This is a genomic window from Serratia sp. SSNIH1 (genome assembly GCF_002935055.1).
Lineage (GTDB): Bacteria > Pseudomonadota > Gammaproteobacteria > Enterobacterales > Enterobacteriaceae > Serratia > Serratia nevei.
This window is the reverse complement of record NZ_CP026383.1, coordinates 1,787,632-1,800,268: the sequence shown is the minus strand read 5'-3', so window position 1 is coordinate 1,800,268 and position 12,637 is coordinate 1,787,632. Positions and strand designations below refer to the sequence as shown.

The following is a 12,637-nucleotide window of genomic DNA, read 5'->3' as shown; positions in this document are numbered from 1 at the left end:
CCTTAGTACAGCGAATGCTTGTTGTTTTCGATGTAGTTCTTGTCGAGGCGACCGAACATTTTGTAGTACGACCAGCTGGTGTACGCCAAAACGATAGGCACGAAGATCGCCGCCACGACGGTCATCACTTTCAGCGTCAACAGGCTCGACGTCGCGTCCCACATGGTCAGGCTGACGTTAGGCACGGTGCTGGACGGCATCACGAACGGGAACATGGTGACCCCGGCGGTGAGGATGACGCAGGCGATGGTCAGCGACGAGGTGACGAACGCCAGTGCGCCTTTCTCCAGACGCGAGAACAGGATGGTGAACAACGGCAGCACCACGCCCAGCGCAGGCAACGCCCACAGCAGCGGATACTTGTTGAAGTTGATCAACCAGGCACCGGCCTGATGCGCCACTTCTTTACGCATCGGGTTGGATTCCGCCAGGGTGTCCAGCGCCGACGTCACGACGAAACCGTCGATGCCTTTCACCAGCCATACGCCCGCCAGCAGGAAGCACACCGCCATGATCAGCGTCGCGATCTGCGCCGCAGCGCGTGAACGCAGGTGGATCTCGCCGGTGGTGCGCATTTGCAGGTAGGTCGCCCCCTGGGTAACCAGCATGGTCAGGCTGACCACGCCCGCCAACAGACCGAACGGATTCAGCAGTTGGAAGAAGTTACCGGTGTAGAACAGGCGCATGTACTCGTCCATGTGGAACGGCACGCCCTGCAGCAGGTTGCCGAACGCCACGCCGAATACCACGGCAGGCACGAAGGAGCCGATGAAGATGCCCCAGTCCCACATGTTGCGCCAGCGGCTGCTCTCCAGCTTGGAGCGGTAGTCGAAACCGACCGGGCGGAAGAACAAGGCGGCCAGCACCAGGATCATGGCGACGTAGAAGCCAGAGAAGGCCGCTGCGTAGACCATCGGCCAGGCGGCGAACAGCGCGCCGCCGGCGGTGATCAGCCACACCTGGTTACCGTCCCAGTGCGGGGCGATGGAGTTGATCATCACCCGGCGCTCGGTATCGGTTTTCCCGATGATGCGCACCAGAATGCCGACGCCCATGTCGAAACCGTCGGTGACGGCGAAGCCGATCAGCAGTACGCCAACCAGGACCCACCAAATAAATCGCAGTACTTCATAGTCAAACATACGTGGACTCCTGTTTAGCGCGCTTCCTGCACGGCGGCAGTCGGTTGTTCAAAGTGATAGCGGCCGGTTTTCAGGCTGCTTGGACCCAGACGCGCAAACTTGAACATCAGGTACAATTCAGCCACCAGGAACAGGGTGTACAAGCCGCAGATCAGCCCCATCGAGAACAGAATGTCGCCCGCGGTCAGCGAAGAGTTGGCGACCGCCGTCGGCAGCACCTCACCAATCGCCCACGGTTGACGGCCGTATTCCGCCACGAACCAACCGGACTCGATCGCGATCCAAGGCAGCGGCAAACCGTACAGTGCCGCGCGGTGCAGCCATTTTTTCTGGCCGATGCGGCCGCGGATCACGTTCCAGAACGACAGGCCGATGATCAACAGCATGATCACGCCACAGGCCACCATGATGCGGAAGGCGAAGTACAGAGGCGCCACGCGCGGAATGGAGTCCTTGGTCGCCAGCTGGATCTGCGCTTCCGTCGCGTCGGTGACGTTCGGGGTATAGCGCTTCAGCAGCATGCCGTAGCCCAGGTCTTGCTTGGTTTTGTTGAATTCGGCGCGCACCGCAGGATCGGTGTTGCCGCCGCGCAGCTCTTCCAGCAGCTGGTAGGCTTTCATCCCGTTGCGGATGCGCACTTCATGCTGCGCCATCAGATCTTTCAGGCCGGTGACCTGAGTGTCCGTGGAGCGGGTGGCGATCAGGCCAAGCGCATACGGGATCTGAATAGAGAAGGAGTTTTCCATCTTGTCCTGATCGGGAATGCCGAACAGGGTGAAGGACGCCGGTGCCGGCTGGGTGTCCCATTCCGCTTCGATAGCGGCCAGTTTGGTTTTCTGCACGTCGCCCATTTCGTAGCCGGATTCATCACCCAGAACGATAACGGACAGAATGGCAGCCATACCGAAGCTGGCAGCGATGGCGAAGGAGCGCTTGGCGAAGGCGATGTCGCGGCCTTTCAGCAGGTAGTAGGAGCTGATGCCCAGAACGAACATCGCGCCGCAGGTGTAGCCGGAAGCCACGGTGTGAACGAATTTAACCTGCGCAACCGGGTTAAGCACCAGTTCGGAGAAGCTGACCATCTCCATGCGCATGGTTTCGAAGTTGAAATCCGAAGCGATCGGGTTCTGCATCCAGCCGTTGGCGACCAGGATCCACAGCGCGGACAGGTTGGAGCCGAGGGCCACGAACCAGGTTACCGCCATGTGCTGCACCTTGCTCAGACGATCCCAGCCGAAGAAGAACAGGCCGACCAGCGTCGATTCAAGGAAGAACGCCATCAGACCTTCGATAGCCAGAGGGGCCCCGAAGATATCGCCGACGTAGTGAGAGAAATACGACCAGTTAGTCCCGAACTGGAACTCCATGGTCAAACCGGTGGCCACACCCAGAGCAAAGTTAATCGCAAATAACTTTCCCCAGAATTTGGTCATGTCTTTATAGATTTGTTTGCCAGACAGGACATATACCGTTTCCATAATTGCCAGCAAGAACGCCATACCGAGCGTTAATGGGACAAATAAGAAATGATACATCGCCGTTAAAGCAAACTGTAAGCGCGACAGTTCGACAATATCAAACATCTTGACTCCTTGCTCCTCGCAGGAAGACTCCGACACGCGGTTATCGGCACGCCTCTTTCAAAGCCGCCAGTAACGCCCCGCAGTGAATGCCCTTAAACACAACAAATTTGATCCAGCTTCTCCGCTTTCAACCGCACACTCGGCCAATAGCCCCTCGGGCCGCCGACAAGCACGCCACTGAAAACCGACAACGGGTAACAAATGCAACAAGATCAACCATCCATAATCACAACATGGATGATACTCGCCCAATCCCACACAATAAATAGGTTTTTACGTGACGTGGGTTAGACTTTTGGTTACAGGTCAAATCTTAGCCGAAAGAGGTACTTCGGGCTAATTTGATCTGAGACAATTTAAGCCTATCCGCATCTTATTTCCATATTCATCAGCACATTTCGCATAATTTTCTTAGGGTCATGTTGCGCAATGGTTTAATTGTTTTTTAATGATATTTTTGTGTTAAATAAATGTAATTTAAAAGAGCCGCCATTGTATTATTACGCGCTTATTATGCGACATAATTAACCTTTTATTTCCAATAAGCCGTGACAGTGATAGCAGTCACAAAACAACAAATCTCTCTCCAATATTAGTCTATTTCTCGCGATGGGATCGTAAAGGTTGCGTTTTTGTAGCAAAATGACCACTTATGTTAAAATTGCATTGAGTGACAATAACTTATGAAAAAAATCATCTTTGCCTCTGTCTTGGGACTCTCGGGAAACGCCATGGCCACCGAAACGGTAAATATCACCCTGCTGGGCACCTCCGATCTGCACGGCACCTTCGTGCCCTGGGACTACGCCAGCGACACGGAAAATCTGGCGGGCAGCCTGAGCCAGATAGCTACCCAGGTCAAAAAAGTGCGGGCCGAGCAGCCCAACCTGATCCTGGTGGACGCCGGCGACACCATTCAGGGCAACTTCGTCGAAACCTTCAAGCATGAGGCCATCAGCCCGATGATGCTGGGCCTCAACGCGCTCAATTACGATGTCTGGGTGATGGGCAACCACGAGTTCGACTTCGGCCTGCCGGTGCTGCCCCCCCCGCTGAAGCAGTTTAAGGGCGCGGCGCTGGCGGGTAATATCGTCTGGGACAACGGCAACCCCTATCTGCCGGCCTACACCATCGTCGAACGCCAGGGCGTGAAGATCGGCATTATCGGCATGGACACGCCGATGACCGCGGAATTCGCCAAGGGCACCGATCGCATCAAGGGGCTAAACTTCACCGATCCGGTGCAGGCGGTGAAACAGGTCATCAGGCAAATCGACGGCCAGGTCGACGCTATCGTGCTGGTGGCGCATATGGGCATCGACAACGAAAATCAGCGCCCCGGCACCGGCGTGGCCGACATCGCCAACGCCAACCCGGAGCTGGCGGCGATCGTCGCCGGCCATATGCACGTGAAGATCGACAAAGCGGTGGTTAACGGCGTCATCATCACCGAGCCGGATAAATACGGCCGCGCGCTGTCGCGTATCGATCTGCAGTTTGAGCGCCGCGACGGCAAGTTCGCGCTGATCGACAAAAACAGCTACACCTACTCCATCAAAGGGATGACGCCGGACAGCGCCATGCAAGCGCTCTACCAGCCGTACCATGACATTCTGCGCGCCAATGCCAACCGGGTCGTGGCGAAACTGAGCGGCAGCGATCTGGTGCCCGCCGACGAATTCCGCGGCATTCCCCAGGTACACGTGCAGGATACCGGCATCAGCGCGCTGTTCCAGCAGGCCGCCCGCCACTATGCGCCGCTGGCGCAGGTGGTCGCCCTGCAGATCGACAACGATCGCGCCAAGCTGGACGTCGGCGACATCAAGGCCAAGGATATCGCCTTTAACTACCAATACGCCGGCGGCGAGATCACCGTGTATCAGCTCAACGGCAAAGTGCTTAAACGCTACATGGAGTGGTCCGCCGACTATTTCAATCAGCTGCAGCCGGGCGATGTCACCTACAGCTTTAACCCGGCGCGGCGATCGTCCAAATATTCCACCAATGATTTCTTCGACGGCGTCACTTACACCATCGACCTGCGCCAACCTGCCGGTTCGCGCATCGTCGACTTGCGCCTGGCGGACGGCACGCCGGTCACCGACGATATGCCGATCCGCCTGGGCATGAACAGTTACCGCATGGGCCACCTGACGCAAAAGGGTGGCGCGCTGGAGGGGCAATCCTTCCCGGTGCTGTTCGACAGCAAAGCGCAATACGGTGAAGAAGAAGGCACTATCCGCCACCTGACTCTGCGCTACCTGACGGAGGTGAAACACGGCCACTATCAGGGCGTGCCGCCGCAGCGCTGGAAGCTGATCGGCATGGAGGGTTACGAACCACAGCGGGCGATCGTCAAACGGCTGCTCAATGAGGGCATTATCCAGGTACCGACCACCGACGACGGCCGCTACACCAACGTCGCGTCGATCAACGTCAAAGACGCGCTGTTCCGCAACGCCGACGATTACCGCGCCGCCCTCACCGCGCTGGAGCAACAGCGCCAAGCCGCTACGGATCCGGTGCAACAGCGCCGCCTGCAGGATCGGATCGCACTGATCAAGGCGATCAACGACTTCTGATCTGCGCCAATAAAAAAGGCCACCCAATGGGTGGCCAAACATGTCGAGATATTGTTATTTCGTACTAAATTCTTAGCGCTTCAGCACCGCTTTTACCGCGTCGCCGATGTCTGCCAGGCTGCGAACGGTTTTCACGCCCGCGGCTTCCAGCGCAGCAAACTTCTCGTCCGCCGTGCCTTTGCCGCCTGCGATGATGGCGCCCGCGTGGCCCATACGCTTGCCTTTCGGCGCGGTCACGCCGGCGATGTAGCCGACAACCGGTTTGGTGACGTGTTCTTTGATGTAAGCTGCCGCTTCTTCTTCAGCGCTGCCGCCGATCTCACCGATCATCACGATCGCTTCGGTCTGCGGATCCTGCTGGAACATCTTCAGGATATCGATGAAGTTGGAGCCCGGGATCGGGTCGCCGCCGATGCCCACACAGGTGGACTGGCCCAGACCGGCATCGGTGGTTTGTTTCACCGCTTCATAGGTCAGGGTACCGGAGCGGGAAACGATGCCCACTTTGCCCGGCAGGTGGATGTGGCCAGGCATGATGCCGATTTTGCACTCGCCTGGGGTGATCACGCCAGGGCAGTTCGGCCCGATCATGCGCACGCCGGCTTCGTCCAGCTTCACTTTCACGGTCAGCATGTCCAGGGTCGGGATGCCTTCGGTGATGGTGATGATCAGTTTGATGCCGGCATCGATCGCTTCCAGGATGGAGTCTTTGCAGAACGGCGCTGGAACGTAGATGACCGAGGCCGTGGCGCCGGTCGCTTCAACCGCTTCGCGCACGGTGTTGAACACCGGCAGGCCCAGGTGCTGAGTGCCGCCTTTGCCCGGGGTTACGCCGCCAACCATTTTGGTGCCGTAAGCGATAGCTTGTTCGGAGTGGAAAGTCCCCTGGCTACCGGTGAAGCCTTGGCAAATTACTTTGGTGTTCTTATCGATTAAAATGGACATTATTTACCCTCCACTGCTGCAACAACTTGCTGAGCCGCATCAGTCAGGCTGGTCGCAGCAATGATATTCAGGCCGCTGTCCGCCAGTTTCTTGGCGCCCAGTTCGGCGTTGTTCCCTTCCAAGCGCACCACCACCGGGACGTTAACGCCCACTTCGGCCACTGCGCCGATGATGCCGTCGGCGATCAGATCGCAACGTACGATACCACCGAAGATGTTAACCAGAACCGCTTTCACCTTATCGTCGGACAGGATGATTTTGAACGCTTCGGTCACGCGCTCTTTGGTCGCGCCGCCGCCAACGTCCAGGAAGTTGGCCGGTTCGCCGCCGTGCAGTTTAACGATGTCCATGGTGCCCATCGCCAGACCGGCGCCGTTAACCATGCAGCCGATGTTGCCGTCGAGGGCAACGTAGTTCAGCTCCCACTGAGCCGCACGGGATTCGCGCTCGTCTTCCTGGGAAGGGTCACGCATTTCACGCAGTTCCGGCTGGCGGAACAGGGCGTTGCCGTCGGCGCCCAGTTTGCCGTCCAGGCACACCAGATCGCCCTGCTTGGTGATCACCAGCGGGTTGATCTCAACCATCGCCAGGTCGCGCTCCAGGAACAGCGTCGCCAGGCCCATGAAGATCTTGGCGAACTGGCTGACTTGCTTACCGGTCAGGCCCAGTTTGAAGGCCAGCTCACGGCCCTGATAAGGCTGTGGACCCGCCAGCGGATCGATGGTCATTTTGTGGATCAGTTCAGGGGTTTCTTCCGCCACCTTCTCGATTTCCACGCCGCCTTCGGTAGACGCCATGAACACCACGCGACGGGTAGAACGATCCACTACCGCGCCCAGGTACAGCTCTTTATCGATGTCGGTCGCCGCTTCTACCAGGATCTGGTGAACCGGCTGGCCCAGCGCGTCAGTCTGGTAAGTCACCAGACGCTTGCCCAACCAGGCTTCCGCGAAGGCACGGATATCTTCTTTGCTGTTGACGACTTTAACGCCGCCCGCTTTACCGCGGCCGCCAGCATGAACCTGACATTTCACCACCCACGGGCCGGAGCCGATTTTGGATGCGGCTTCTTCTGCTTCACGCGGAGTGGTACAGGCGTAACCGGTTGGTGCCGGCATGCCATACCGAGCAAACAGCTGTTTTGCCTGATATTCGTGTAAATTCATGATGTTCTATCCATTCAGTTCTGAAGGTTTTTAGCCGGACCATTATTACGCGGTAAACCGCATGGTTTTCCGGCCACATAGCACAGAGTGCGGGCGCGGCATGCCGCGCCCGGCAAGGGTTACTAGACGTCCAGCAGCAGACGAGCCGGATCTTCCAGCATCTCTTTGACCGTCACCAGATAACCGACGGATTCTTTACCGTCGATCAGGCGGTGGTCATAAGACAGCGCCAGATACATCATCGGCTGGATCACCACCTGACCATTAACCGCCATTGGGCGATCTTTAATGGCGTGCATGCCCAGGATGGCGCTCTGCGGCGGGTTGATGATCGGGGTAGACATCAGGGAGCCGAATACGCCGCCGTTGGTAATGGTGAAGTTACCGCCGGTCAGCTCTTCCACGGTCAGTTTGCCGTCGCGGCCCTTAACGGCCAGCTCTTTGATTTTCTTCTCGATGTCAGCCATGCTCATGGCGTCTACATCGCGCAGTACCGGCGTCACCAGGCCGCGCGGGGTCGAAACCGCGATGCTGATGTCGAAGTAGTTGTGGTAAACCACGTCGGAACCGTCGATCGACGCGTTCACTTCCGGGAAGCGCTTCAGCGCTTCAACCACCGCCTTGATGTAGAAGGACATGAAGCCCAGACGCACGCCGTGGCGCTTCTCGAAGGCTTCGCCGTACTGCTTGCGCAGGTCCATGATCGGCTGCATGTTGATTTCGTTGAAGGTGGTCAGCATCGCGGTGCTGTTCTTCGCTTCCAACAGACGCTCGGCGACGCGTTTGCGCAGGCGAGTCATCGGCACGCGTTTTTCGCTGCGGCCGGCCAGAGCAGGCTGCGGAGCGGCTTCAGCGGCGGCGGCCGGTTTGGCAGCGGCGCCGCCTTTGGCCAGGTGCGCTTCCACGTCTTCACGCGTGATGCGGCCACCCACGCCGGTGCCTTTGATGGCGCCGGCATCGAGATCGTGTTCGGCGATCAGGCGACGAATCGCCGGGCTGAGCGCGTCATTGCTTTCTTCTTCCAGGCTCGCGGTAGCGCGCTGGGCAGGCGTGGCTTCTTTCTCTTGGCTCTTCTCAGCGGTCGGCTTGCCGGAGCTGTCGCCCGGACGGATGCGGCCGAGCAGCTGGCGAGACAGCACGGTCGCGCCCTCTTCTTCCACGATAGCATCGAGAATGCCCGCTTCACTGGCCGGCACTTCCAACACCACTTTGTCAGTTTCGATTTCAACCAGGACTTCATCACGCTGCACGCTGTCGCCCGGTTTTTTGTGCCAGGTGGCTACGGTCGCATCGGCAACCGATTCAGGAAGGTCAGGAACCAGAATATCTACGCTACTCATTTAGCTTTCCCTTAAGTTTTTTATCATCTGCTTGCCGGCCCCTCGGCCGGCAAGCGAGCGAACATTAGTCAATATTCAGCGCGTCGTTCACCAGAGCCTGCTGCTGCTTCTGGTGTACGGACATATAGCCCACCGCCGGAGAAGCGGAGGCCGGACGTCCTGCGTAACGTAAAGAAGCCCCGAACGGTACCACTTCACGGAAGTTGTGTTGGCTGCAGTACCAGGCGCCCTGGTTCAGCGGCTCTTCCTGACACCAGACGAAATCATGCACGTGCGAGTATTGCTCCAGCACGGCCTGCACGGCCTGATGCGGGAACGGATACAGCTGCTCGATACGCACGATGGCCACATCTTTCTGCTCGTTCTTGCGACGCTGTTCCAGCAGGTCGTAGTAGACCTTACCGGAGCACAGCACGACGCGCTTGACCGCTTTCGGATCCAAGTCGTCGATCTCGCCGATCGCCGGCAGGAAGGTGCCGTTGGCCAGTTCGTCCAGCGAAGAAATCGCCAGCGGGTGACGCAGCAGCGACTTCGGCGACATCACCACCAGCGGACGGCGCATACCGCGCAGCGCCTGACGACGCAGCATATGGTAAACCTGCGCCGGCGTGGACGGGACGCACACCTGCATGTTCTGCTCTGCGCACAGCTGCAGATAGCGTTCCAGACGCGCGGAAGAGTGCTCTGGGCCCTGGCCTTCATAGCCGTGCGGCAGCAGCATCACCAGGCCGCACATACGGCCCCATTTTTGCTCGCCGGAGCTGATGAACTGGTCGATAACGACCTGCGCGCCGTTGGCGAAGTCGCCGAACTGCGCTTCCCAGATGGTCAGCGTGCGCGGTTCCGCCGTCGCGTAGCCGTATTCGAACGCCAGCACCGCTTCTTCGGACAGCACGGAGTCCCAGACCTTGAATTCGCCCTGGCCGCTGTGGATGTTCGCCAGCGGAACGTAGACGGAACCGTTTTTCTGGTTGTGCACCACCGCGTGGCGGTGGAAGAAGGTACCGCGGCCGGCGTCTTCGCCGGAGATGCGGATTGGAATGCCTTCATCCGCCATGGTGGCGTAGGCCAGCGTTTCGGCGGCGCCCCAGTCGAACGGCTTGTTGCCCGCCGCCATCTCGGCGCGGTCCGCGTAGATTTTCGCCACGCGCGACTGCATTTCGATCGCTTCCGGCACGGTGCTGATGCGGCGGCCCAGCTCCTGCAGGCGCTTCATCTCGACCTTGCTCGGGTACTCTTCGTCCCACTCGTGGTTCAGGTACGGAGACCAGGTGAAGGAGTGCAGGTTCATCGGACGCCATTCTTCAACCACGCAATCGCCGCGGTCGAGCGCGTCACGGTACAGGTTGACCATTTCCGTGGCATCTTCCAGGCTGGCCACTTTCTGCTCGGTCAGAACGTCAGCGTAGATTTTGCGCGGCGTAGGGTGTTTCTTGATCTTCTGATACATCACCGGCTGGGTGGCGCTCGGCTCGTCGGCCTCGTTGTGCCCATGGCGACGGTAGCAGACCAGATCGATCATCACGTCACGCTTAAAGGTGTTACGGAAATCCAACGCCAGGCGGGTGACGAAGGCCACGGCCTCCGGATCGTCCGCGTTAACGTGGAAGATCGGCGACTGAACCATTTTGGCGATGTCGGTGCAGTATTCGGTAGAGCGCGCATCCAGCGGGTTGGAGGTGGTGAAACCAACCTGGTTGTTGATGACGATACGCACGGTGCCGCCCACTTCGTAGCCGCGAGCCTGAGACATGTTCAGGGTTTCCTGAACCACGCCCTGGCCGGTGATGGCGGCGTCGCCGTGGATGGTGATCGGCAGCACCATGTTGCTGCGCGCTTCGTCCAGACGATCGCGACGGGCACGTACCGAGCCCATGACCACCGGGCTGACGATCTCCAGGTGCGACGGGTTGAACGCCAGCGCCAGGTGAACCATGCCGCCTTCGGTTTCCACGTCGGAAGAGAAGCCCTGGTGATATTTCACGTCACCGGTGCCGAGGTGTTCTTTATGCTTGCCGGCGAATTCGTCGAACAGGTCTGCCGGCTTTTTGCCCAGCACGTTGATCAGCACGTTCAGACGGCCGCGGTGGGCCATGCCCAACACCACTTCGCGCGTGCCGTTCTTACCGGCGTGGCGCACCATCTCTTTCAGCATCGGCACCAGCGCGTCGCCGCCTTCCAGCGAGAAGCGTTTAGCACCCGGGAATTTGGCGCCCAGGTAACGTTCCAGGCCTTCCGCCGCGGTCAGCTCGTTCAGGAAACGGCGTTTTTCGTCGGCGGTAAAGCTGGCGCGCCCCACCACTGACTCGATGCGCTGTTGGATCCAGCGTTTCTCTTCGGTGTTGGTGATGTGCATATACTCAGCACCGATCGACCCGCAATAGGTCTGCTTCAGCGCGGCGTACAGATCGCCCAGCTTCATGGTTTCTTTGCCGATGGCGAAAGAGCCCACGTTGAAGGTTTCCTGGAAATCGGCTTCGGTCAGGTTGTGGTAAGCGGGATCAAGGTCAGGAACTTGCTCGCGCTGCCACAGGCCGAGCGGATCGAGGTTGGCATGCTGATGCCCGCGGAAGCGGAAGGCGTTGATCAGCTGCAGTACCTTGACCTGTTTGGCGTCGGTTTCCGGATCGGTGATGGTGGTGTTATAGCGCGCGGAGTCTTTCGCCAGGCGGCGGAAGTAATCGCGCGTTTGAGAGTGAAGCTGATCGGGTTTGACACCCGCGGTTGGTAGCTGTTGAAAAATGGAACGCCAGCTATCTTCAACGGAACCCGGATCGGTTAAGAAGTCTTCATAGAGCTGTTCTATGTAAGACTGGTTCGCGCCCGCCAGATAGGAGGAATCCAGCCAGGCCTTCATTGCGCCGTTCTGCATCATGATCCCTTAAGCTTTGAAGCTTTAGTTTTCGCCGTGGTTAACATAATTACCGTGATGAATACGGTTTGCCGTAAAACGGTTCACTCGACGTACTTGCGGCCATGACGGCCCGATACGTTCTGTTATGGACCTTGCGGTCCCTTACAAGGAACCTCTAAAAACCGGCGGAAGAACCAGGCTGCATAGCGCCGCAGCCGCAGGTCAGTTTTTAGAGGTTCCCTCCCCTATGGGATGTGCGCCGGAAAAGAGCCCGGCGCAGCATCTCATTCCGTTTATGCGCCGCGTTGCAGCAGCATGGACTTGATATGCCCGATAGCACGCGTCGGGTTCAAGCCTTTAGGACATACACTGACACAATTCATAATGCTATGGCAGCGGAAAACACTAAAAGCGTCGTCCAGATCATCTAAACGTTCTTGCGTTTCCGTGTCACGGCTGTCGATCAGGAAGCGATATGCCGCCAACAGACCGGCAGGCCCGATGAACTTGTCCGGGTTCCACCAGAACGATGGGCAAGAGGTCGAGCAGCAGGCGCACAGAATGCACTCGTACAGACCGTCCAGCTTGGCGCGCTGCTCCGGCGACTGCAGGTGCTCGCGCGCCGGCGGGTTCTTGCCGTCGTTCAGCAGGTATGGCTTGATCTTTTCATACTGGGTATAGAACTGGCCCATATCCACCACCAGATCGCGCACCACCGGCAGGCCCGGCAGCGGACGGATCACGATCTTGCCGTTGCCTTTGCGCAGCGACGAAATCGGGGTGATGCACGCCAGGCCGTTTTTACCGTTCATGTTCAGGCCATCGGAACCGCACACGCCTTCGCGGCATGAGCGACGGAACGACAGGGTCGGGTCTTTTTCTTTCAGCTGGATCAACGCATCCAGCAGCATCATGTCGCGACCTTCTTCCGCTTCCAGGGTGTAGTCCTGCATGTGCGGCGCGTCATCGACATCCGGGTTGTAGCGATAAATGGAAAATTCGAGTTTCATCTGTCGATCTCCGCA

The 12,637-nt window shown here is 58.5% G+C and carries 8 protein-coding genes; 1 reads left to right on the top strand and 7 read right to left on the bottom strand.

The window, feature by feature from the left end:
- Positions 1-2: 2 nt before the first annotated feature.
- Together cydB and cydA are read right to left on the bottom strand one after the other, a co-directional pair.
- Entirely contained in the window at positions 3-1,142 is a 1,140-nt protein-coding gene (gene cydB, locus C3F38_RS08615; protein WP_019454033.1) for a cytochrome d ubiquinol oxidase subunit II, read from the bottom strand.
- Between the two features lie 14 nt (positions 1,143-1,156).
- A complete protein-coding gene (gene cydA / locus C3F38_RS08610) occupies positions 1,157-2,725 on the bottom strand; it encodes a cytochrome ubiquinol oxidase subunit I (protein ID WP_019454034.1) in 1,569 nt (522 codons plus the stop codon).
- 683 nt (positions 2,726-3,408) lie between these two features.
- On the opposite strand from cydA, the gene C3F38_RS08605 reads away from it, so the two are divergent.
- Positions 3,409-5,307, top strand: coding sequence for a bifunctional UDP-sugar hydrolase/5'-nucleotidase (locus C3F38_RS08605; RefSeq protein WP_103791718.1), 1,899 nt, complete (start codon positions 3,409-3,411; stop codon positions 5,305-5,307).
- 72 nt (positions 5,308-5,379) lie between these two features.
- Here C3F38_RS08605 and sucD read toward each other — a convergent pair whose 3' ends face one another.
- The 5 genes from sucD to C3F38_RS08580 form a co-directional block, all read right to left on the bottom strand.
- The gene (gene sucD / locus C3F38_RS08600; protein ID WP_004939878.1) at positions 5,380-6,252 is read right to left on the bottom strand and encodes a succinate--CoA ligase subunit alpha; all 873 of its coding nucleotides are present in this window, start codon (positions 6,250-6,252) and stop codon (positions 5,380-5,382) included.
- Positions 6,252-7,418 carry an ADP-forming succinate--CoA ligase subunit beta gene (gene sucC / locus C3F38_RS08595; protein WP_025301883.1) on the bottom strand — a complete coding sequence of 389 codons (1,167 nt, stop codon included), beginning with the start codon at positions 7,416-7,418 and terminating at the stop codon, positions 6,252-6,254. The genes sucD and sucC overlap by 1 nt, the downstream gene beginning before the upstream one ends.
- Before the next feature lie 122 nt (positions 7,419-7,540).
- Complete coding sequence (odhB, locus tag C3F38_RS08590) at positions 7,541-8,758, bottom strand: 2-oxoglutarate dehydrogenase complex dihydrolipoyllysine-residue succinyltransferase (RefSeq protein ID WP_033637469.1); 1,218 nt, start codon at positions 8,756-8,758, stop codon at positions 7,541-7,543.
- A gap of 64 nt (positions 8,759-8,822) precedes the next feature.
- Positions 8,823-11,630 carry a 2-oxoglutarate dehydrogenase E1 component gene (gene sucA / locus C3F38_RS08585; protein ID WP_004939884.1) on the bottom strand — a complete coding sequence of 936 codons (2,808 nt, stop codon included), beginning with the start codon at positions 11,628-11,630 and terminating at the stop codon, positions 8,823-8,825.
- A gap of 275 nt (positions 11,631-11,905) precedes the next feature.
- Positions 11,906-12,622 (bottom strand): succinate dehydrogenase iron-sulfur subunit, encoded by a 717-nt coding sequence (locus tag C3F38_RS08580; protein ID WP_004939885.1) that lies wholly within the window; start codon positions 12,620-12,622, stop codon positions 11,906-11,908.
- Positions 12,623-12,637 lie beyond the last annotated feature (15 nt).